This is a genomic window from Enterobacter sp. Y17, assembly GCF_019730495.1.
In the GTDB taxonomy this organism is placed as follows: domain Bacteria; phylum Pseudomonadota; class Gammaproteobacteria; order Enterobacterales; family Enterobacteriaceae; genus Enterobacter; species Enterobacter asburiae_B.
In genome coordinates this window covers 593,121-615,119 of record NZ_JAASKP010000001.1, presented here as the reverse complement: position 1 = coordinate 615,119, position 21,999 = coordinate 593,121, and the positions used below count along the sequence as shown (strand labels likewise).

Annotated in this window: 25 protein-coding genes; 14 read left to right on the top strand and 11 right to left on the bottom strand. The window is 54.9% G+C overall.

What is annotated here, in order from left to right:
- The first annotated feature begins 69 nt into the window (after positions 1–69).
- Complete coding sequence (locus HCH49_RS02780) at positions 70–294, top strand: DUF2594 family protein (protein WP_008500345.1); 225 nt, start codon at positions 70–72, stop codon at positions 292–294.
- A 66-nt stretch (positions 295–360) separates the two neighbouring features.
- On the opposite strand, the gene sdiA is transcribed toward HCH49_RS02780, so the two are convergent.
- From sdiA to HCH49_RS02735, 9 genes are all read right to left on the bottom strand, one after another.
- Positions 361–1,083, bottom strand: coding sequence for a transcriptional regulator SdiA (gene sdiA / locus HCH49_RS02775; RefSeq protein WP_058841423.1), 723 nt, complete (start codon positions 1,081–1,083; stop codon positions 361–363).
- Between the two features lie 221 nt (positions 1,084–1,304).
- On the bottom strand, positions 1,305–2,057 hold the full coding sequence (gene tcyN / locus HCH49_RS02770; RefSeq protein WP_213787092.1) for an L-cystine ABC transporter ATP-binding protein TcyN: 753 nt from the start codon (positions 2,055–2,057) through the stop codon (positions 1,305–1,307).
- On the bottom strand, positions 2,054–2,722 hold the full coding sequence (tcyL, locus tag HCH49_RS02765) for a cystine ABC transporter permease (protein ID WP_014884380.1): 669 nt from the start codon (positions 2,720–2,722) through the stop codon (positions 2,054–2,056). The genes tcyN and tcyL overlap by 4 nt, the downstream gene beginning before the upstream one ends.
- Positions 2,723–2,743: 21 nt before the next feature.
- Complete coding sequence (dcyD, locus tag HCH49_RS02760; RefSeq protein ID WP_221702139.1) at positions 2,744–3,730, bottom strand: D-cysteine desulfhydrase; 987 nt, start codon at positions 3,728–3,730, stop codon at positions 2,744–2,746.
- Positions 3,731–3,836: 106 nt separating this feature from the next.
- Positions 3,837–4,637 (bottom strand): cystine ABC transporter substrate-binding protein, encoded by an 801-nt coding sequence (gene tcyJ / locus HCH49_RS02755; RefSeq protein ID WP_033145894.1) that lies wholly within the window; start codon positions 4,635–4,637, stop codon positions 3,837–3,839.
- Between the two features lie 86 nt (positions 4,638–4,723).
- Positions 4,724–5,275 carry a flagella biosynthesis regulatory protein FliZ gene (gene fliZ / locus HCH49_RS02750; protein WP_008500339.1) on the bottom strand — a complete coding sequence of 184 codons (552 nt, stop codon included), beginning with the start codon at positions 5,273–5,275 and terminating at the stop codon, positions 4,724–4,726.
- A 54-nt stretch (positions 5,276–5,329) separates the two neighbouring features.
- On the bottom strand, positions 5,330–6,049 hold the full coding sequence (locus tag HCH49_RS02745; protein WP_014170714.1) for an RNA polymerase sigma factor FliA: 720 nt from the start codon (positions 6,047–6,049) through the stop codon (positions 5,330–5,332).
- A 129-nt stretch (positions 6,050–6,178) separates the two neighbouring features.
- A complete protein-coding gene (gene fliB / locus HCH49_RS02740; RefSeq protein ID WP_033145895.1) occupies positions 6,179–7,384 on the bottom strand; it encodes a flagellin lysine-N-methylase in 1,206 nt (401 codons plus the stop codon).
- 62 nt (positions 7,385–7,446) lie between these two features.
- Entirely contained in the window at positions 7,447–8,271 is an 825-nt protein-coding gene (locus HCH49_RS02735) for a flagellin (RefSeq protein WP_033145896.1), read from the bottom strand.
- Positions 8,272–8,672: 401 nt separating this feature from the next.
- Here HCH49_RS02735 and fliD point away from each other — a divergent pair, with 401 nt between their 5' ends.
- The 4 genes from fliD to amyA are packed head-to-tail and all read left to right on the top strand — an operon-like array spanning position 8,673 to position 12,442.
- Positions 8,673–10,097 carry a flagellar filament capping protein FliD gene (gene fliD, locus HCH49_RS02730; protein ID WP_033145897.1) on the top strand — a complete coding sequence of 475 codons (1,425 nt, stop codon included), beginning with the start codon at positions 8,673–8,675 and terminating at the stop codon, positions 10,095–10,097.
- A 21-nt stretch (positions 10,098–10,118) separates the two neighbouring features.
- Positions 10,119–10,523 (top strand): flagellar export chaperone FliS, encoded by a 405-nt coding sequence (gene fliS / locus HCH49_RS02725; RefSeq protein ID WP_033145898.1) that lies wholly within the window; start codon positions 10,119–10,121, stop codon positions 10,521–10,523.
- 5 nt (positions 10,524–10,528) lie between these two features.
- Positions 10,529–10,903, top strand: a complete 375-nt coding sequence (gene fliT / locus HCH49_RS02720; RefSeq protein ID WP_033145899.1) for a flagella biosynthesis regulatory protein FliT — start codon at positions 10,529–10,531, stop codon at positions 10,901–10,903.
- Positions 10,904–10,954: 51 nt separating this feature from the next.
- Positions 10,955–12,442, top strand: coding sequence for an alpha-amylase (gene amyA / locus HCH49_RS02715; RefSeq protein WP_048981003.1), 1,488 nt, complete (start codon positions 10,955–10,957; stop codon positions 12,440–12,442).
- A gap of 102 nt (positions 12,443–12,544) precedes the next feature.
- Here the strand turns inward: amyA and yedD are convergent, their stop codons facing one another.
- Positions 12,545–12,958, bottom strand: coding sequence for a lipoprotein YedD (gene yedD, locus HCH49_RS02710; RefSeq protein ID WP_047647421.1), 414 nt, complete (start codon positions 12,956–12,958; stop codon positions 12,545–12,547).
- A 74-nt stretch (positions 12,959–13,032) separates the two neighbouring features.
- Positions 13,033–13,347: a flagellar hook-basal body complex protein FliE gene (gene fliE / locus HCH49_RS02705; protein ID WP_008500329.1), complete on the bottom strand. Its 315-nt coding sequence runs from the start codon at positions 13,345–13,347 to the stop codon at positions 13,033–13,035.
- 228 nt (positions 13,348–13,575) lie between these two features.
- Between fliE and fliF the strand changes: the two genes are divergently transcribed.
- From fliF to fliN, 9 genes are all read left to right on the top strand, one after another.
- Positions 13,576–15,255, top strand: coding sequence for a flagellar basal-body MS-ring/collar protein FliF (gene fliF, locus HCH49_RS02700; RefSeq protein ID WP_033145901.1), 1,680 nt, complete (start codon positions 13,576–13,578; stop codon positions 15,253–15,255).
- Positions 15,248–16,246 (top strand): flagellar motor switch protein FliG, encoded by a 999-nt coding sequence (fliG, locus tag HCH49_RS02695; protein WP_023312301.1) that lies wholly within the window; start codon positions 15,248–15,250, stop codon positions 16,244–16,246. The genes fliF and fliG overlap by 8 nt, the downstream gene beginning before the upstream one ends.
- Positions 16,239–16,946: a flagellar assembly protein FliH gene (gene fliH / locus HCH49_RS02690; protein ID WP_023312302.1), complete on the top strand. Its 708-nt coding sequence runs from the start codon at positions 16,239–16,241 to the stop codon at positions 16,944–16,946. Before fliG ends, fliH begins: the two co-directional genes overlap by 8 nt.
- Positions 16,946–18,316, top strand: a complete 1,371-nt coding sequence (gene fliI / locus HCH49_RS02685; protein ID WP_023336182.1) for a flagellar protein export ATPase FliI — start codon at positions 16,946–16,948, stop codon at positions 18,314–18,316. Before fliH ends, fliI begins: the two co-directional genes overlap by 1 nt.
- A gap of 21 nt (positions 18,317–18,337) precedes the next feature.
- On the top strand, positions 18,338–18,781 hold the full coding sequence (gene fliJ / locus HCH49_RS02680; protein WP_023312304.1) for a flagellar export protein FliJ: 444 nt from the start codon (positions 18,338–18,340) through the stop codon (positions 18,779–18,781).
- On the top strand, positions 18,778–20,001 hold the full coding sequence (gene fliK / locus HCH49_RS02675) for a flagellar hook length control protein FliK (protein WP_221702138.1): 1,224 nt from the start codon (positions 18,778–18,780) through the stop codon (positions 19,999–20,001). Before fliJ ends, fliK begins: the two co-directional genes overlap by 4 nt.
- Positions 20,002–20,107: 106 nt before the next feature.
- Positions 20,108–20,578, top strand: a complete 471-nt coding sequence (gene fliL / locus HCH49_RS02670; RefSeq protein WP_023312306.1) for a flagellar basal body-associated protein FliL — start codon at positions 20,108–20,110, stop codon at positions 20,576–20,578.
- A 4-nt stretch (positions 20,579–20,582) separates the two neighbouring features.
- Positions 20,583–21,587 carry a flagellar motor switch protein FliM gene (fliM, locus tag HCH49_RS02665; protein ID WP_023336184.1) on the top strand — a complete coding sequence of 335 codons (1,005 nt, stop codon included), beginning with the start codon at positions 20,583–20,585 and terminating at the stop codon, positions 21,585–21,587.
- Positions 21,584–21,997 carry a flagellar motor switch protein FliN gene (gene fliN, locus HCH49_RS02660; protein ID WP_023312308.1) on the top strand — a complete coding sequence of 138 codons (414 nt, stop codon included), beginning with the start codon at positions 21,584–21,586 and terminating at the stop codon, positions 21,995–21,997. Before fliM ends, fliN begins: the two co-directional genes overlap by 4 nt.
- The last annotated feature ends 2 nt before the right edge of the window (positions 21,998–21,999 follow it).

The window sequence follows — 21,999 nt, the reverse complement described above, 5'->3', positions numbered from 1 at the left end:
TTGTGGTATACTCCGCCGCCTTGACTTTCGTCGTCGCGCTTTAGCGCCGTTAAATAATGAGGAAAATAAATGAGCACACCTGAATTTGCCACTGCGGAGAATAACCAGGAACTGGCACAGGAAGTAAACTGCCTGAAAGCACTGCTGACGCTGATGCTGCAGGCGATGGGCCAGGCGGATGCCGGTCGTGTGATCATTAAAATGGAAAAACAAATCGCGGAGATGGAAGACCAGGCTGAATCTGCGGTATTTGCTAACACCGTTAAGCAAATCAAACAAGCCTACCGCCAGTAACAAAAAACGGCTGGATGCATTGCATTCAGCCGTTTGCTCGTCTGTCACGCAGAACGTATTATCCCGTCAGATCAGTCCCGTTGCCGCCGCGTAGCACGCAATCTGGGTTTTGTTAGGCGCGTTGAATTTCTTCTGCATATTTTTCTGATGGAAGTTAACGGTATTCTCTGAGATAGAGAGAATGATCGCTATTTCCGCTGACGTCTTCCCTTCCGCAGTCCATTTCAGAATTTCGCGCTCGCGTTTGCTGAATTTCATTTCAGGTGGCATGACCATCTCATCTTCAAAACGCACCAGAGATGTTAAGGCCATTTGCACCAGCATTTGCAGCCGCAGTTCTATTTCCTCACGGGCAAAAGGCCCTGCCAGTACACTAGTACGGGAAACAGACAGGAAGCCGAGCGCATGATTAGGCAACATCAGACACTGCGTTATTCCCTCGCGTAAACCGTGGTCCTGCGCGCTGTGCCATAATTCCTGCGCGTCAGCGAATAATGCGTCTGTCCAGGGTAAATGACCCTGAATGAAATTCTCCGGTTTTAAGACGGGATCAATAGCGAAATAGTTCGCGGATTGATATTGCGCCATCCACTGCTTTGGGTAAGTGGTATGCACAGAGATCTTAGGCCGGGTAAACGGCACGGGATGGCGCACGCAGAGCGAGTAACAATCGAATTCAAGCGTCTGAGTTTGTCGCTGTAATTCCTGATATACCTCGTCGACACAGGTCAATTCCTGAAACCGGAGGGAGCAATCCCGTCGCCAGGTGAAAAAGTCTGAATCCTTCATACTTACTAAATGAAGCCTCTGAAAAGATAATCATTATTATGGTGAATATAACCTAACACATAAAACTTTTTTCTAACTACAAAATATCGGCATTAGCACAATTAACTTTACTATTGATAAGGTTTATCAGGGCCGGATGGAATAAAAAAACAAACGACTGCCCCCGAAGGGAGAATAATTTGCTCCAGCCTAAATTTCTGGAGCAAATTAGTGCAAAAATGCTACTGCATCAGGAATTTTTCAAGGAACTGACGGGTTCGCGGCTGCTGAGGGTTGGCGAACAGGCTTTTCGCCGGCCCCTGCTCCACAATCCGCCCCTGATCCATGAAGATGGCTCTGTCAGCCACATCGCGTGCAAAGCTCATTTCATGCGTCACGATCACCATCGTCCGTTTTTCCTGCGCCAGCTGGCGAATGGTGTTCAGCACCTCACCCACCAGTTCCGGATCGAGCGCAGAGGTCGGTTCATCAAAAAGGATCACGTCAGGGCGCATAGCCAGCGCGCGCGCTATCGCCACGCGCTGCTGTTGCCCGCCCGACAGACGGCGCGGATAGCTGGTCTCTTTCCCCGCCAGCCCGACTTTAGCGAGCAGTTCGCGCGCGCGCGCCGTCGCGTCCTCTTTCGATTCACCTTTTACAATGACCGGTCCTTCAATAATGTTCTCCAGCACCGTACGGTGCGGGAAGAGATTAAAGCTCTGGAAAACGAAGCCGACATGCTGGCGCAGGCGGCGAATTAACCCTTTCTGTTGGCTAATGGATTTCCCGGTATCAATCGTTATCTCCCCTACCCGAATAGTGCCGCCTTCCGGCTGTTCAAGCAGGTTAATACTGCGCAGGAGCGTCGTTTTTCCCGAACCGCTTGGTCCGATAATCGCCACCACTTCACCCTGCTCGACTTCAAGATTGATCCCGTGGAGCACCGTTTGACCGTGGAATTTTTTCACCAGGTTTTTGACGTCGATAGCACTCATTTTGGATCACGCTCCTGGCGGTTAAGCTGGTTTTCGAAGTAGTTTTGCAGAGCAGACAGCACCGTCGCCATCACCCAGTAAATCAGCGAGGCGGCCAGATACATGGTAAAGACTTCAAGCGTGCGCGAAGTAATGAGCTGCGCCTGACGGAACAGCTCCGGTACCTGAATCGTTGCCGCCAGGGACGTATCTTTCACCAGGCTAATGAAGCTGTTGCTCAGCGGTGGAAGCGCCACGCGCGCCGCCTGCGGCAGAATGGCCCGACGCAGCGTCTGCCATGGAGTCATCCCGATACTGGCCGCCGCCTCCCACTGCCCTTTGTCAATGGAGGAGATCGCCGCTCGCAGGGTTTCAGAGGTGTACGCCGCGGTATTGAGCGACAGACCAATCATCGCTGCGGGGATCGGATCCAGCTCGATACCAAACTGCGGCAAGCCGTAGTAGATCATAAAGAGCTGGGCGATAAGCGGCGTGCCGCGAAATACGGAGATATAAAAGCGCGCCAGCCAGCGTACCGGCAGGATGGGTGACATGCGCATTAATGCCAGCACAAATCCCAGCACCAGCCCGAAGAACATCCCGCCGATACTGAGCTGTAACGTAAATACCGCACCTTTCAGCAGATACGGCAGAGAATCAATAACCAGTTGAATACTTTCTTGCATTATTATTTTTCGACCTGATTTTTAGACGTGAGGATGGTAGGCAAACAGCGCAGGCGCCCCGCCGGTATGGACAAATAAAATCGGCCCTTCATCCTTAAAGCGTTTCTGCGCAATGCCGTCAATCAGTCCGGCCATCGCTTTGCCGGTATAGACCGGATCGAGCAGTATCCCCTCGAGGCGCGCCAGCAGCTTCACCGCCTCCATGCCCTCTTCGTTAGGCGTGCCGTAACCCGGCGCAAAATAGTCGTCCCAGAGCAGAATATCGGCCCTGGCCTTCAGCTCCAGCTGCGCGGCTACCGCCTGCTGTAAAGTGACCACTTTCGGCTTCTGCTCCGCGACGCTGCGGGATACCGTCACGCCAATCAGCTCGACGTCCGGCAGCAGTTGTTCGAGCCCCACCGCCAGCCCGGCGTGCGTGCCCGCGCTGCCGGACGCGACAACCACGGAGGAAAGGCTCACCGCGCCCTCGCACTGCTGCGCGATTTCCAGCGCACTCTCCACATACCCCAGCGCGCCCAGCGCGTTCGAACCGCCGACGGGGACAACGTAGGGGCGGAACCCCTGCGCTTCCAGACGCGTCGCCAGCTCGTCGAGCTGGGCGGTCGGGTCGGTCAACGCCTCCACCATTTCGACCTGCACGTTAAACAGGTCCAGCAGCAGGCGGTTGCCGTTGGTCAGATAGTTTTCTGCCCGCGTGCCAATCGGGTTTTCCAGCAATGCCACGCAGTGGAGCCCGAGCTTTGCCGCCACTGCCGCCGTCTGACGAACGTGGTTGGACTGGATAGCCCCGGCGGTAATGAGCGTATCCGCGCCTTCGCGCAGTGCGTCAGCCGCCAGAAACTCCAGCTTGCGCAGCTTATTGCCCCCCATCGCCATCGGCGTCACGTCGTCACGCTTGATAAAAATATCGCGCCCTAAATAATCAGAAAATCGCGGCAGGTACTCCAGCGGCGTCGGCGCGCCGATGAACTCCAGGCGGGGAAAGCGCGTTAAATTCTGTAGTGACATGGGTTCTCCGGTAACTCTGACAAAATGTGATATTTTTCATTATGCACGCAGACGCGAAAGAAATAAAAAAGGCGCTTTTAAAAGCGCCTTTTTTTACGGCAGAAGCTTATTTCGTGACGTCTGCACCGAACCACTTCTCGGAGAGCGCCTTCAGGCTGCCGTCTTTTTGCATGTCAGCAATCGCGGAATCAATCGCTTTGACCAGGTCTTCGTTACCTTTACGAACGGCAACGCCTGATTCCTGACGAGAGAACGCATCACCCGCTACCGCCAGGGTATTGTTGGTTTTCTTCACCAGATCCAGCGCGGCCAGGCGGTCAACCAGAATGACGTCGGTACGACCTACGCGCAAATCCTGGTATTTCGTTGGGTCATCATCATAGGTGCGGATATCCACGCCCTGCACGTTCTGGCGCAGCCACTCTTCGTAGTTGGTACCCAGACCGACACCGACTTTCTTCCCTTTCAGGTCCGCGGCAGTTTTAATTCCACCTTCGTTGCCTTTCTTCACCAGCGCCTGAATACCGGACACGGTGTACGGCGTAGAGAAGTCATATTTCTTCTTACGCTCGTCAGAAATGGTCACCTGATTAATCACCACATCAATACGTTTGGAATCCAGCGACGCCAGCATACCGTCCCATTTGGTCGGTTTCAGTGACGCTTTAACGCCGAGGTGCTTCGCCAGCTCTTCAGCAAACTCCACTTCAAAACCGGTCAGCTTACCGTCATCGCCCTGGAAGCTGAACGGAGGATAGGTTCCTTCCAGCCCGACCAGCAGCGTACCGCGCTCTTTTACTTTATTCAGCAGGTTTTCTGCGGCGAACGTTTTCACGCTCATACCCGCAACCAGCGCAACGGCCATAACACCCATCAGCGCCTGACGACCCAGAAGTGCAAATTTCATAAATACCCCGATATAGTGGAATTTTTACGTAGTGTAGAGAAATCGCCTGCAACGTCAAAGGCGACTGCGCTACATCTTATTCTTTTTTAATATATATCAGAAGTTGTTCCGGCGTGGGCTTTCTGCTTTATGGCACCCGGCATTTGTACCTTGTATTGCGCATACTTGCGCAGCGCAATTCGGTAGTTGTTGGTGCTGGTCGCAGGCAGCCACGGCTCCAGATTTTCATCCAGATAACCGGTTTTCAGCAGATCGCGAGAAATGTTGTTTACGGTCAGATGTTGCCCAAGGCGGCGCAGGCGAACGACATATTCGCGAACGGTGCCGTGGCTCATCTCCGTTTGTTCAAACAGGAACTGCTTGAAGCCGATAATATCGAAGAAGTCGCTTTGCTCTTTGCAGTGGAGATCCCCACAGAAACGGCAAAGCGCCACCCACTCTTTTTGCTCTTCGAGCCATGCTGCTTCGTCCATCAACGTGTCGAGACGCGAAATCGCAATCTTATTGACGATTTCGCCCCGGCGAACCAGCGTGATACGATCGAGTAACTTGTTACAGTGGGCGCAATGCGTCTGGCTGTGTTTAAAGTCTTTCAGGTAGCGGCTTAAAGGCCGTCTTTTAGATTGCTGCACCGTCATGATAACTCCTGGTTGTCAATACGTTGTGCGGCATTTTTAAGGTGAATCAATCACCTATAACTTACCCAGCTTGGTTCGTAAGCGTTTAATGGCCTGGCTGTGCAGCTGGCTCACCCGCGACTCTCCCACCTCCAGAACAGCGCCAATCTCTTTGAGGTTAAGCTCTTCCTGGTAATAAAGGGTCAATACCAGCTGTTCGCGTTCAGGCAGAGCTTCAATAGCCTCCATGACGCGCTGGCGTAAATTCCCTTCCATTAAATGGTGTAACGGGTTTTCCTGCTGGTGCTCGTCCGTCACCAGCTCGATGCTATCGCCATGCTCTTCGCGCCACTCGTCATAAGAGAAGAGTTGGCTATTATTGGTATCGAGCAACATCTGACGATACTCTTCAACAGCAATGCCAAGACGTTCCGCCACTTCGGTTTCCGTTGCGTTACGTCCCAGTTCCTGTTCCAGCTGCCCCATCGCATGCGCCACTTCGCGCGCGTTGCGGCGAACACTGCGCGGCACCCAGTCGCGGCTGCGCAGCTCGTCCAGCATCGCACCACGAATACGCTGAACTGCGTAAGTCGTAAATGCCGTTCCTTGCAGAGCGTCGTATCGGTCAACTGCATTCAATAACCCGATACCGCCCGCCTGTAGCAGATCGTCGAGTTCCACGCTCGCCGGCAAGCGCACCTGGAGGCGCAATGCTTCGTGACGCACCAGCGGGACATAACGCTGCCACAGCGAGTGTTTATCCATTACACCTTCAGCGGTATAGAGTGAATTCACGATAAACAGCCCTGCGTTAGTTGAGTTATCGGCATGATTATCCGATTCTGCAGGGCGTTCAATTGGATGAAAAAGGGGGATAAAGTGAGGTTATTCTGAGGTTGCCCACAACAGGGGCAACTTTTCTGCCTAAATTAACAGTTGTAACAATGAAAGATCGTCGCCCAGTTTGACGCTATCTATATGTTGATGAAAGAGCTTTCCCGCTTCCTGATTATGCTGGCTAAGGGAGTGGAAGCTGTAAATAACATCAATAATATTATCTTGTTCAATTTTCCCCGCCACGATCGCCTGACCGGCAAGTAACGTTTTAAGGAAATAGAACTCCGCGACGATTAAATAAAGGTTATTCAACATGCTGCGGCCATTGTTCTGCGGGAAGCCCTGCTCCCAGAGTTTGTATTTAAAAAAGTTCTTGAATAAATGGTCATGGGTCGCCAGGTAACTGCCCGCCACATCGCGCCAGACGGACTCGATGTTCTCCATGACCTTCTCTGCCGGCACGGTGTCACCCGCAGTCTCAAATTGTTGATAAAGCTGAGTAAAATAACGGTTTAATACCGCACCACCGCGGGCTGTCACTTTCTTCGTGAAGTAGCTCTGGATGAGCGAAATTAACGCGAATTTCAGGCTGTAGTTCTGATTAAATCCGCCTAATTCCGTTTTGATTTTACCACTCACCAGTTCGTTAACCAGCGAGAAATAGACCGTTTCGAGCGTGCCAATATTCTCTTCGAGATTATCGAGCTTTTCCGCCACCATGAGGAATTTCACCACGGCGTAAACCTGTTCTTCAACGCTGACGCCCTCAACGCTGAAAATATTCTGGCAGAAGAGATTGATGACCTTTGCCTTCAAATCAATCATCGGCGCATTATTGACGTCCTGCTGAACAATGACAGATTCCATCAACGACATAGACTCCCGATCGTTCAACAGAAGTCGGGTCACTTCCGGACACGAGAGGTTCAGCGATTTTTCGATTTCATTTTTATAGACCCGGTTTGTCCGCGGAAACGACGTACAGGTTGGGCTTAAGGCCTGGATGCCCATGGCGCTATGAACAGAACAGAGTTTTTCCGTATCCATAAACGGGCAGTTTTTACTTTCCGTATGGAAAATCACTTCACCCCAGTGGTCATAGTTTTTTTTGGTGACTTTTATCGCCGTTTTCGCCGTCTGACGAATAGCGGCATTTTTACTGTTCAGATAGCGATTAACGGAGGATTTATCAAACGCGATGGTCCAGCCCTGACAACAATGTTCACGGCATTCCCCACCGACACATGAAAAATCTGCGACCAGCTTTGGTTGAGTGACACTGATTTGTTTCACAGGCGGATTCTCAAATAGCAGAGATAAAAAAACCCCGCCGAAGCGGGGTTTCACGCGTAAAATTAACGCAGCAGAGACAGAACGGTCTGTGGAACCTGGTTTGCCTGAGACAGAACAGAAGTACCAGCCTGCTGCAGGATCTGCGCGCGGGACATGTTGGAAACTTCAGTTGCGTAGTCAGCGTCCTGGATACGGGACTGAGCAGCAGACAGGTTAGTTGAGGTGTTGTTCAGGTTGTTGATTGCAGAAGTGAAACGGTTCTGCACAGCACCCAGACCAGAACGTGCTTTATCAACTTTAGCGATAGCTGCGTCGATGGTGCCCAGGTCGGTAGCGGTCATAGTTTTCAGGTCGATAGCAGCAACACCCAGAGTCGTAGTGTCAGCTTTTGCACCGCTCAGGTCCAGATCGATGGTGTCGCCGTCGTTCACGCCAACCTGAATTTTAACCACACCAGCAGTACCTGCAGTGCCGTCCAGCAGTTTGATGCCGTTGAAATCAGTTTTGCCTGCAACACGGTTGATTTCATTCAGACGCGCGGTAACTTCATCCTGCAGAGAGGCCAGGTCAGAGGTGCTGTTGGTGCCGTTGCTTGCCTGAACAGCCAGTTCACGAACGCGCTGCAAGTTGTTGTTGATTTCGTTCAGAGAACCTTCAGCAGTCTGCGCCATGGAGATACCGTCGTTGGCGTTACGCGCAGCCTGGTTCATGCCTTTAATCTGAGCGGTCATGCGGTTTGCAATCGCCTGGCCAGCAGCATCGTCTTTCGCGCTGTTAATACGCAGACCGGAGGACAGACGCTCGATAGCAGTGCCCAGAGAAGACTGAGATTTGTTCAGGTTGTTCTGAGTGGTCAGGGACAACAGGTTAGTATTGATAACTGCCATAATTTTGTTTCCTTCAAAAATTGGGTTTTAGGTCCGGTGCCTAACACTCACAGCGTCTCTCACCGTCAACAAGGTTATCGACGGGTCCCCAAAAGACTTTAGAATCAATTTTGAAAAAATTGCAAAACATTGATTTTTAATAATTTTATTTTTAAAAAATCAATTAAGGTCCATCAGAGCGTTATTATTTATGCTTTTTTAACGCGCAAAGAGATGACAAAAAAGGCACACACTTATTCGTGTTTTCAATGCACGGATAATGACCCTAAAGTGCAATCCTTTCATTTACCCCGCCAGGACGTGCCTATTCTTTGGATTATTTTTTTCTCACCATCGTAAACTTTTACGTTGAGAGGCCGATAAGAGTCCTGAACTACTTTCGTATTTTAAGGAAAATATGCATGGCTACTATCAGTAACCTCGGGATAGGTTCTGCAGGACTCGGGGATTTATATAATCAGTTGGATGCAGCAGAAAGAACCAAGCTGACGACGATTACTTCCCAGCAATCAACGTATAACGCACAGTTAAGCGCTTACGGCAAACTGCAGAGCGCCATGACATCGCTGCAGACTGCGACCGCTGCGCTGGGTAAAGCAACCACCTGGAACTCAACGTCCGTTAGCAGCACCAACACGGCCTTTACCGCCACGACAACGGCTGACGCGTCCGTGGGTTCCTTTGTTGTCAACGTCAACCAGGTTGCAAAGGCGCAGGCACTGACTACCGGCTCCTATGCAAACAACACGGATCTGCTGGGCGATACGACAGGTACGACGCGTAAAATCACCATCACCCAGCCGGGCACGAAAACGCCTTTAGAGGTCACCCTGGCGGATGGCGATACGTCTCTGGCCGGGATCGCGAGCGCCATTAATAAAGCGAACGGCAACGTCACCGCCAGCGTCATTAAAGCGAAAGACGGTGATTACCGCCTGATGCTGTCATCTAAAACCACCGGTACGGATGGTGAAATGACGATCAGCGTCACTGGCGACGATAAGCTGCAAAACGCAATTGGTTACAACTCCACCACAAAAACGGGCGCACTGACGGTTAACACCGGAGCTCAAAACGCAATTGTGGTAGTGAACAGCATTTCGATTGAGCGCCAGACGAATACCATTACCGATGCCCTTCCTGGCGTGACTTTCTCGCTGAAAGCAGAAAGCAAGGCAGATGAAACATTAGAGGTGACTCGCGCAACGGATGCTAACCAGAAGGCGATCACCGACTGGGTCACGGCGTATAACTCGCTGCAGTCCACCATTAACAGCCTGACGAAGTATGTTCCGGTTGATGCAGGCGCCGGCAGCCAGTCAGCCAGCAACGGGGCACTTGTTGGTGATGCAAACGTGCGCGGGATCCAGTCTCAGCTGCGCGGCCTGCTGACCGAAGTGCAGAGCGGCTCGGTACAGATCATGGCCCAGCTGGGAATTACCCAGGACCCGGTAAAAGGTTCTGACGGTACCGTCGGTAACCTGAAAGTCGATACCGATAAGCTGAAAAAAGCGCTGACCGAGAACCCGAACGCCGTACAGCAGTATTTTGTCGGTGACGGCAAGAAAACCGGTATGGCCACTCAGATGAACAACACGCTGACCACCATGCTCAGCACCAGTACCGGCAGCGCCGGGGTGATCCAGAACGCGAAAGACGGGATCAACAAAACGCTAAAAACTCTGGGTGAGCGTTACGATGCTATGGAAGCCACTATTGATGCCACCATGGCGCGTTACAAAACCCAGTTCACCAGTCTGGACGTATTAGTCACCAAAATGACCAATACAGCCAACTACCTGACCCAACAGTTCTCACAAAAATAGTCGTAGCCTTCAGGAGTGGATATGTATAAGACCTCTGGTGTTCAATCCTATCAGCAGATAGGAGTCGAAAGCGCAGTCATGAATGCCAGTCCACACCAGCTGATTGTCATGTTGTTCGACGGGGCGCATAGCGCCCTTGTTCGCGCGCGTTTGTTCATGGAAGCCGGACAAATTCGTGAGAAAGGCGAAGCGTTAACGAAAGCCATCAATATCATCGACAACGGTTTAAAAGCAGGACTGAACATGGAGGTTGAGAGCGAGTTGTCCGGTAATCTTGCCTCCTTGTACGAATATATGGTTCGACGTTTGTTGCTGGCGAATGTCAGTAACGACGTAGACGCAATTGTTGAAGTCGAGGGTTTATTAAACAACATTGCGGATGCGTGGAAGCAAATCGGCCCCAATGCGTCCTCTATTTCAGGATAATTTTGATGAATAATCCCAGCGCAGCGCTTAGCCATTGGCAGGCGTTACATGCTCAGAGCATTGCTATGCTAAATCTCGCACATTCTGGTCAATGGGATGCGCTTATCGAGCAGGAAATGCATTATGTTCAACTGGTGGAAAAGATATCTCAAACGCCCATCATGTCATGCCCTCCGGCTCAGGTTGAGCAAGCGCGTGCGCTGCTGGAAATGATCCTTGAAAACGAGAATGCGCTAAAGGCACTGCTGAAGGTCCGCATGGACGAACTGCGTAATCTGATTGATCAAACCGGCAAACAGCAATCCATCACGTCTACCTATGGAAAGCTGTCAGGGAATATTCTTTATCCAGAAAGTTTGACCCGCGACACACAACTATGATTTCTTCATCCATACTCCAGAAGTCTGCCAATGGCTTCTGGAGCAAGGATGATGAAAAACCCCACCCTGTTACAATGTTTTCACTGGTACTACCCTGCTGGCGGTGAATTGTGGCGAGAGGTCACGGCGTTAGCTCCCAATCTTAACGAAATCGGCATCAACATGATCTGGCTGCCGCCCGCCTGTAAAGGGGCATCCGGCGGGTATTCTGTCGGCTATGACACCTATGACCTGTTCGATCTTGGCGAGTTTGACCAGAAAGGCAGTATCGCCACGAAATACGGCGACAAGGCGCAGCTGCTGGAGGCCATTGATGCCCTCAAAAGCAACGACATTGCCGTTCTGCTGGACGTGGTGGTCAACCACAAAATGGGCGCCGATGAAAAAGAGCCCGTGCGCGTTCAGCGCGTGAACGAACAGGACCGCACGCAAATCGATGACGAGGTCATTGAATGCGAAGCCTGGACTCGCTACACCTTCCCAGCCCGGGCCGGGCAGTACTCACAGTTTATCTGGGACTACAAATGCTTCAGCGGCGTCGACCATATTGAAAACCCCGATGAAGATGGCATCTTTAAAATCGTCAACGACTACACCGGCGAAGGCTGGAACGATCAGGTTGATGATGAGATGGGCAACTTCGATTACCTGATGGGCGAAAATATCGACTTTCGCAATCACGCCGTGACCGAGGAGATCAAATACTGGGCCCGCTGGGTCATGGAACAGACGCGCTGCGACGGTTTTCGTCTGGACGCCGTCAAGCATATTCCCGCCTGGTTTTACAAAGAGTGGATTGAGCACGTCCAGGAAGTCGCCGACCAGCCGCTGTTTATCGTGGCGGAATACTGGTCCCATGAGGTGGATAAACTTCAGGCCTATATCGACCAAGTCGAAGGCAAAACCATGCTGTTTGATGCCCCTCTGCAGATGAAATTCCACGAGGCGTCACGTCAGGGCCGGGATTACGACATGAGCCAAATCTTCACCGGTACCCTGGTGGAAGCCGATCCGTTTCATGCGGTCACCCTCGTCGCGAACCACGACACCCAGCCTTTGCAGGCGCTGGAAGCACCGGTCGAAGCCTGGTTTAAACCGCTGGCGTACGCGCTGATCCTGCTGCGGGAAAATGGCGTGCCGAGCGTCTTTTATCCGGATCTCTTTGGCGCCAGCTATGACGACGCGGGAGGAGACGGTGAAACGTACCATATTGATATGCCGGTCATTGAGCAGCTTCACGAGCTGATCCTCGCGCGCCAGCGTTTTGCCCACGGCGTGCAAACGCTGTTTTTCGACCATCCTAACTGCATCGCTTTCAGCCGCAGCGGCACCGATGACGATCCCGGCTGCGTAGTGGTGATGTCGAACGGGGACGACGGCGAGAAGGTGATTTGTCTTGGGGAAAACTACGGCAACAAAACGTGGCGGGATTTTCTCGGCAATCGCGAAGAAACCATCACCACGGCGGCGGATGGCGAAGGGACGTTTACCTGTAATGGGGGAAGCGTCAGCGTTTGGGTGATAGAGGATGCGCTGTAGAACGGGAAACGTGCGGCCTGATGCCCTCACCCCGTCCCTCTCCCACAGGGAGAGGGCGCAAACACCAAAAACGGCAACGAGGTTGCCGTTTTGCGTTTACCCTTAGGGTAGTTTACTCTCGAGCGGATTCTTGCTCAGGTAATCAGCACACTCAGCCGTTGGACGGTCGACTTTCTGCAGCTCCAGCCCGTCATACTCCAGCGTCGAGCCATCGCGCTCCAGCGGATAGATATCCAGCTTACGCGTCACGTTGTAATAACTGTCTGAACGCAGCATGATTTTACCCGGCACGGCAATCACGCGCTGCCACTGACGGCAGTCCAGCGTATCGCCCTCTTCCGTCACCACCAGCGTGGCAATCGCCTTCGGGCTGACCATGTTGCTCTGCGGCCCTTTCGACTGCCAGTATCCCGCCAGATGCGCCGGGACAGGATGCTTGATCACGTCGTTATAGTTATCGACCTGAACGCACCCGGTCAGTGCCAGCAGCGCGCCAGCAATTGCTATTTTTTTCATCATCTTTCCTGCATTCGAAGAAAAAAATATTGTGGCATTAAAGCGCTGCGGCTGCCAGCGAAGATCGAGAGGTCTTAAACCTGCATCCCCATCACTTCCTGATACGCAGACACCAGTTTGTTACGCACCTGGATCCCCATCTGCAGGGAAACCGAGGCTTTTTGCAAATCGGTCATCACATCATTCAGCGCCACGCCCGGCTCACCGAGGGTGAACTTTTCTGCCTGAGTGCGTGCTGCGGTCTGGGTATCACTGATACGGTCAAGAGCGGCATGCAGTTGCCCCGCGAAGCTGATGCTCGGCTGCTGATCTGCCACATTCTGATTACGGGCCGTCATCGCCGTTGCCTGCAACTGACTGATTACCCCTTCAATGCCCTGTATAGCCATGACTCTCCCCTGGATGGTTTTTTACGCGGTCAAGACTAACAGCTTGTCAATAAGATAATGGCGGTAAATAGCATGAAAAAACCAGGTTATTTGACGCATAGAAAATCACGAATCATCAAATAATGGCAGGGCCATCAATATGGAACTTTTGTCGTGTTTGCCGACCCGGGAGTCAGTTTTGTTTCTCTACACGAATAACGTAAACCACCAGGATTTAAGAGGTGCGCAATGAGTGCAACAGCATCGACAGCGCCGCAGAATAAATCACTCGAGTGGATGAACCGCCTTCGCGCGAATCCTAAAATCCCGTTGATCGTGGCAGGCGCTGCCGCAATTGCGATCCTTGTAGCGATGGTCCTGTGGGCGAAAAGCCCTGATTACCGGACGCTCTACAGCAACCTTTCCGATCAGGATGGCGGCGCCATCGTCACCCAGCTTACCCAGATGAACATCCCTTATCGCTTTGCCGATAATGGCGGTGCGCTGGAGGTCCCGGCTGATAAGGTGCACGAGCTGCGTCTGCGTCTGGCTCAGCAGGGGCTGCCGAAAGGCGGTGCCGTTGGCTTTGAGCTGCTGGATCAGGAAAAATTCGGTATCAGCCAGTTCAGCGAGCAGGTGAACTACCAGCGTGCGCTGGAAGGTGAACTGGCCCGCACCATTGAAACATTAGGCCCGGTGAAGAGTGCCCGCGTGCACCTGGCGATGCCTAAACCTTCTTTATTTGTCCGCGAACAGAAATCACCTTCAGCTTCCGTTACCGTGAACCTTGAACCCGGCCGCGCGCTGGACGAAGGGCAAATCAGCGCGGTGACGCACCTCGTTTCCAGCGCCGTTGCCGGTCTGCCGCCGGGTAACGTGACGCTGGTTGACCAAAGCGGTCACCTGCTGACGCAGTCCAATACCGCCGGTCGCGATCTGAATGATGCGCAGCTGAAGTATGCCGCCGATGTCGAAAGCCGACTCCAGCGCCGTATTGAAGCCATCCTCGGCCCGGTGGTGGGTAACAGCAACGTGCACGCGCAGGTAACTGCACAGATCGACTTCGCGAACAAAGAACAAACTGAAGAGCAGTACAGCCCGAACGGCGATGCGGCTCAGGCGGTGATGCGTTCACGCCAGATCAATTCGAACGAGCAGGTCGGCGGTGCCTACCCGGGCGGCGTGCCGGGCGCGCTGTCTAACCAGCCTGCCCCGGCTAACGCGGCACCGATTTCTACGCCGCCGGCCAATCAGCAGAACGGTCAGCAAAATAATCAGCAGACCACCTCAACGACCAATAACGCCGGTCCGCGCACCAGCAGCCGTAACGAAACCACGAACTACGAAGTGGATCGGACGATTCGCCACACTAAACTGAACGTGGGCGATATTCAGCGTCTTTCCGTTGCGGTAGTGGTGAACTACAAAACGCTGGCGGACGGCAAACCGCTGCCGTTGACTGCCGAGCAGATGAAGCAGATTGAAAACCTGACCCGTGAAGCGATGGGTTACTCCGAGAAGCGCGGCGATACCCTCAACGTGGTGAACTCACCGTTCAACTCGGTTGATGAGACCGGCGGTGAACTGCCGTTCTGGCAACAGCAGGCGTTTATCGACCAGCTGATGTCCGCAGGACGCTGGCTGCTGGTGCTGATTGTCGCGTGGCTGCTGTGGCGTAAGGGCGTTCGTCCGCAGCTCCAGCGCCGTGCTGAAGCCGAGAAAGCGGCTCGCGAACAGATGAACACGCGTCAGGAAACGGAAGAAGCGGTTGAAGTGCGCCTCAGCAAAGATGAACAGATACAGCAGCGTCGTGCTAACCAGCGCATGGGCGCTGAGGTCATGAGCCAGCGCATTCGCGAAATGTCAGATAACGATCCGCGCGTCGTGGCGCTGGTCATCCGCCAGTGGATGGGTAACGAACATGAGTAATACGCTTACGGGCACCGATAAAAGCGTCATCCTGCTGATGACCATTGGCGAAGATCGTGCGGCAGAGGTGTTTAAACACCTCTCCCAGCGAGAAGTGCAAATTCTCAGTGCGGCCATGGCCAACGTGCGTCAGATCTCCAACAAGCAGCTGACCGAAGTGCTGGCAGAGTTTGAACAGGAAGCGGAACAGTTTGCCGCGCTCAACATCAACGCCAACGACTACCTCCGCTCCGTGCTGGTCAAGGCGCTGGGCGAAGAGCGTGCCTCCAGCCTGCTGGAAGACATTCTGGAAACGCGCGATACCGCCAGCGGTATCGAAACGCTCAACTTTATGGAGCCGCAGAGTGCCGCCGACCTTATTCGCGACGAGCACCCGCAGATTATCGCCACCATCCTTGTCCACCTCAAACGTGGTCAGGCTGCCGATATTCTGGCGCTGTTCGAAGAGCGCCTGCGTCACGATGTGATGCTGCGTATCGCGACCTTCGGCGGCGTCCAGCCGGCCGCGCTGGCGGAGCTGACCGAAGTGCTGAACAACCTGCTCGACGGTCAGAACCTCAAGCGCAGCAAAATGGGCGGCGTGAGAACGGCGGCGGAAATCATCAACCTGATGAAAACGCAGCAGGAAGAGGCCGTCATTACGGCGGTTCGCGAATTCGACGGCGAGCTGGCACAGAAAATCATCGACGAGATGTTCCTGTTCGAAAACCTCGTGGAAGTGGACGACCGCAGCATCCAGCGCCTGCTCCAGGAAGTGGACTCCGAGTCGCTGCTTATCGCCCTCAAAGGCGCCGAGCAGCCGCTGCGCGAGAAGTTCCTGCGCAACATGTCTCAGCGTGCGGCCGATATCCTGCGCGACGACCTTGCCAACCGCGGCCCGGTTCGTCTGTCTCAGGTGGAAAACGAACAGAAAGCCATTCTGCTTATTGTTCGTCGTCTGGCGGAAACCGGCGAGATGGTGATTGGCAGCGGAGACGACACCTATGTCTAATGAGCTGCCCTGGAAGCGCTGGACGCCGGACGATCTGGCGCCTCCCCTCTCCGAGTTCACGCCGGCCGTCATCGCAACCGAAGAGCTTGACCCGGACGTCGAGCAGCCCGAGCTGACCGAAGAGGAGCAGCAGGCCCAGATGCTGGCGCAGCTGCAAATGCAGGCGCACGAGCAGGGCTATAACGCCGGTCTGAACGAAGGCCGCCAGAAAGGCCACGAGCAGGGGTATCAGGAAGGTCTGGCGAAAGGGTTAGAGCACGGTATCGATCAGGCGCGCCAGCAGCAGGCGCCGATCCATGCCCGCATGCAGCAGCTGGTCAGCGAGTTCCAGCACACCCTGGACGCGCTGGACAGCGTGATTGCCTCGCGACTGATGCAGATGGCGCTGGAAGCCGCGCGTCAGGTCATCGGCCAGACGCCCGTGGTGGATAACACCGCGCTGATCAAACAAATTCAGGGTCTGCTTCAGCAGGAGCCGCTGTTCAGCGGGAAACCTCAGCTGCGCGTCCATCCGGACGACCTGCAGCGCGTTGAAGAGAGCCTGGGCGCGACGCTTAACCTGCACGGCTGGCGTCTGCGCGGCGACCCGTCGCTACATCACGGCGGCTGCAAAGTCTCTGCCGATGAAGGCGATCTGGATGCCAGCGTCGCCACCCGCTGGCAGGAACTGTGCCGCCTGGCGGCACCGGGAGTCGTCTGATGACCGCGCGCCTCACCCGCTGGCTCACCACGCTCGACAACTTTGAGACGAAGATGGCGCAACTGCCATCTGTTCGTCGTTATGGGCGACTGACGCGCGCCACCGGCCTGGTTCTCGAAGCCACCGGCCTGCAGCTTCCGCTGGGCGCGACCTGCGTCATTGAGCGTCAGGATGGTCTGGAAACGCGTGAAGTTGAAAGCGAAGTGGTCGGATTTAACGGCCAGCGCCTGTTCCTGATGCCGCTTGAAGAGGTGGAAGGCATTCTGCCCGGCGCGCGCGTGTATGCCAAAAACATTTCTGGCGATGGGCTGCAAAGCGGGAAACAACTGCCGCTCGGTCCTGCCCTGCTGGGCCGCGTGCTGGACGGCAGCGGGAAACCGCTCGACGGACTGCCCTCCCCGGACACCACCGAAACCGGCGCGCTGATCACCCAACCGTTCAACCCCCTGCAGCGTACCCCTATCGAGCATGTGCTGGATACCGGCGTGCGCCCGATTAACGCCCTGCTGACCGTGGGACGTGGACAACGTATGGGCCTGTTCGCCGGCTCAGGCGTAGGTAAATCCGTCCTGCTCGGCATGATGGCGCGCTATACCCAGGCCGATGTGATCGTCGTGGGGCTGATCGGCGAACGTGGTCGTGAAGTAAAGGACTTTATTGAAAACATTCTGGGTGCGGAAGGCCGCGCCCGCTCGGTGGTGATCGCCGCACCGGCAGACGTGTCGCCGCTGCTGCGCATGCAGGGTGCCGCGTATGCCACCCGTATCGCCGAAGATTTCCGGGACCGCGGCAAGCACGTGCTGCTGATCATGGATTCCCTGACCCGTTACGCGATGGCGCAGCGTGAAATCGCGCTGGCCATCGGTGAGCCACCGGCGACCAAAGGCTACCCGCCTTCGGTCTTCGCCAAACTCCCTGCGCTGGTGGAACGCGCGGGGAACGGCATCAGCGGCGGCGGCTCCATCACCGCGTTCTATACGGTACTGACGGAAGGCGATGACCAGCAGGACCCGATTGCCGACTCCGCGCGCGCGATCCTTGACGGTCATATTGTGCTGTCGCGCCGTCTGGCCGAAGCCGGGCACTACCCGGCCATCGATATTGAAGCCTCTATCAGCCGCGCAATGACGGCGCTGATAACCGAGAAGCACTACGCCCGCGTGCGTAACTTCAAACAACTGCTTTCCAGCTTCCAGCGCAACCGCGATCTGGTCAGCGTGGGGGCGTATGCCAAAGGCAGCGACCCGATGCTCGACAAGGCGATTAGCCTGTGGCCGCAGCTGGAGGCATTTTTGCAACAAGGCATTTTTGAACGCGCCGACTGGGAAGATTCAATTCAGGCACTGGAGCTGATTTTCCCGCAGGTGTAACACAGGTGGAGGGCGAAGGTCATGGCGCAAAACAGCGCGTTATCAACGCTGAAAGATCTGGCTGAAAAAGAAGTTGATGATGCCGCATTGCAGCTAGGCGCAATGCGACGCGGGTGCCAGCAGGCTGAAGAACAGTTGAAGATGTTGATCGACTATCAGCATGAATATCGCACCAACCTCAATACCGATATGACACAGGGCATTGGCAGCCAGCGCTGGATTAACTATCAGCAGTTTATCCAGACGCTGGAGAAGGCGATAGACCAGCATCGTCAGCAGCTTAACCAGTGGACCCAGAAAGTCGATACCGCGCTGAATTTCTGGCGCGAGAAGAAGCAGCGACTGCAGGCCTGGCAGACTTTACAGGACAGACAGATCGCGGCAACGACCCTGGCGGAAAACCGTCTGGATCAGAAGAAAATGGATGAGTTTGCCCAGCGCGCATCAATGAGGAAACCGGAATGATCACACTGCAACAACTGCTGATGAGCGACAGCGACCTGTCAGGCGGCACGCAAACGGGGAAAGGCACCGACGGTGCACAGGACTTTCTCTCTCTGCTGGCGGGCGCCCTCTCGGACGCAACGGGCAAGGGCAAAGATGCGCCGCTGACCCTGGCTGACCTGAAAGCCGCCGGCAGTAAACTGTCAAAAGTGGCTCAGGACGCCAAAGGGGATACCACCCTGCAGGCCAAAATTGCCGACCTGCTTTCGCGCCAGACCGCGCTGAACGGCGATGAAACGTCGCCCGTCACGTCGCTTGATACGCTGGTTTCCGGGCTGGTGCCGCTGTCTAAGGGCGACGCGCTGAAGACGCTCAATGCGGCGAACAGCAAAGATGACGGTAAAAGCGAGCTGAGCGAAGAAGAGCTGGCCGGATTAAGCGCGCTGATGGCGATGCTGCCGCACCAGCAGCAAACTACCGCCTCTCGCGCGGCAGGCAGCGAGGGCGTTTCCGCCACCTCAACGCTGAATTCCGCGACGCTTTCAAACGGCGCGGGCCAACCGTCCCTGAACGCGTCTGCGGGAAGCCACGATAAAGCGCAGAGTGCTACGCCTTATCAGAACCAGGTGAAAAATCACGAGCCGGCCCTGCAGGGCAACGCGCCTGCTACACCGGCCGTAGCCGCGGCGGCAGAGAAGCAGGAGCTCGCCAGTTCGTCCTCATCATCATCACCAACAGCTACTCTGGCACCGATTATGTCCAGCCATGCGACCAGTCAGACGGCCGCCAGCGCGCCGGTATTAAGCCAGCCTCTGGGGACCCACGAATGGCAGCAGTCCCTGAGCCAGCACATCACCCTGTTCACTAAGCAGGGCCAGCAGACGGCAGAGCTGCGCCTGCACCCGGAAGATCTGGGTCAGGTGCAAATTTCGCTTAAGCTGGATGATAACCAGGCCCAGCTGCAGATGGTCTCTGCGCACAGCCATGTTCGTGCGGCACTGGAAGCCGCGCTGCCGGTACTGCGGACCTCACTGGCGGAAAACGGCATTCAGCTTGCGCAGAGCAGCGTCAGCAGCGAGAGCTTCGCCGGGCAGCAGCAGTCCTCGTCCCAGCAGCAGCACCAGGCTTCGCGTTCCGGCAACACCGGCGGTTTTAATGAAGAGAGCGATGAGCTACTGCCTGTTCCTGCCGCCCTGCAGTCCGCAGCGCGCGGTAACAGTGCCGTAGACATCTTCGCCTAAACGCCAGAGGTAGCGTGATTATCCCCGTCTTTTCCACGCTTTGACGACAGCAGGACACGGGATAATCACCTTATTAAGCTGTACCGAAACAGGAAGCTCGTATCAGATGACTGACTCCGCTATCACCAAAAAAAGTAAGCGTTCCATCTGGATCCCGCTGCTGGTGTTGATCACGCTCGCCGCCTGCGCTACCGCGGGCTATAGTTACTGGCGTATGCAGCAGGAACCGACCACCGCTGCAGCCAAAGCTGAAGCACCGCCTCCGCCGGCTCCAGTGTTCTTCCCGCTGGATACCTTCACCGTCAACCTGGGTGATGCGGATCGCGTGCTTTACGTTGGCATTACGCTGCGCCTGAAAGATGAAGCCACCCGTTCACGTCTGAACGATTACCTTCCTGAAGTGCGTAGCCGCCTTCTGCTGCTGTTCTCTCGTCAGGACGCTTCGGCGCTGGCTACCGATGTGGGTAAGCAAAAGCTGGTCGACGCCATTAAACAAACGCTGGCGACCCCGCTGGTAAACGGCCAACCTAAGCAGGAAGTCACTGACGTTCTGTATACAGCATTCATTCTGCGGTAACGACATGGGCGACAGTATTCTTTCTCAGGCAGAAATCGATGCGCTGCTCAACGGCGACAGCGATAACAATGATGATCCTAAACCGGGTATCGGCGGCGATAGCGATATTCGTCCCTATGACCCGAATACCCAGCGTCGCGTGGTACGTGAACGTCTGCAGGCGCTGGAGATCATTAACGAACGTTTTGCACGTCAGTTCCGTATGGGGCTGTTTAACCTGCTGCGTCGTAGCCCGGATATTACGGTGGGTGCGATCCGCATTCAGCCGTATCACGAGTTTGCCCGCAACCTGCCGGTGCCAACCAACCTTAACCTGATTCATCTGAAGCCGCTGCGCGGCACCGGTCTGGTGGTGTTTTCGCCAAGCCTGGTGTTCATCGCGGTGGATAACCTGTTCGGCGGCGACGGGCGTTTCCCGACCAAAGTAGAAGGTCGTGAATTCACCCACACCGAACAGCGCGTCATTAACCGCATGCTGAAGCTGGCGCTGGAATCTTACAGCGACGCGTGGAAAGCGATTAACCCGCTGGAAGTGGAGTACGTCCGTTCTGAGATGCAGGTGAAATTTACCAATATCACCACCTCCCCGAACGATATCGTCGTTAACACGCCGTTCCACGTGGAGATCGGTAACCTGACCGGCGAGTTCAACATCTGCCTGCCGTTCAGCATGATCGAACCGCTGCGCGAGCTGCTGGTGAACCCGCCGCTGGAGAACTCCCGCAACGAAGATCAGAACTGGCGTGAAAACCTGGTCCGCCAGGTCCAGCATTCGCAGCTTGAGCTGGTGGCGAGCTTCGCCGATATCCCGCTGCGGTTATCTCAGATCCTGAAATTACAACCCGGTGATGTTTTGCCGATAGAAAAACCCGACCGCATTATTGCCCATGTGGATGGTGTCCCCGTGCTGACAAGCCAGTACGGCACGATTAACGGTCAGTATGCGTTACGCGTTGAGCACTTGATCAACCCGATTTTGAATTCGCTGAATGAGGAACAGCCCAAATGAGTGACATGAACAATCCGTCCGATGAGAACAGCGGAGCACTGGACGATCTGTGGGCTGACGCGTTAAACGAGCAAAAAGCACCCCCGGCCAAAAGTGCAGCGGATGCCGTATTCCAGCAGCTCGGCGGCGGTGACGTCAGCGGCACGCTGCAGGACATCGACCTGATTATGGATATCCCGGTTAAGCTGACCGTTGAGCTGGGACGCACCCGCATGACCATTAAAGAGCTGCTGCGCCTGACGCAGGGTTCCGTGGTGGCCCTTGACGGTCTGGCCGGCGAGCCGCTGGATATTCTGATCAACGGTTATCTGATTGCCCAGGGTGAAGTGGTGGTGGTTGCCGATAAATACGGCGTACGCATCACCGACATCATTACCCCGTCTGAACGTATGCGTCGCCTGAGCCGTTAAGC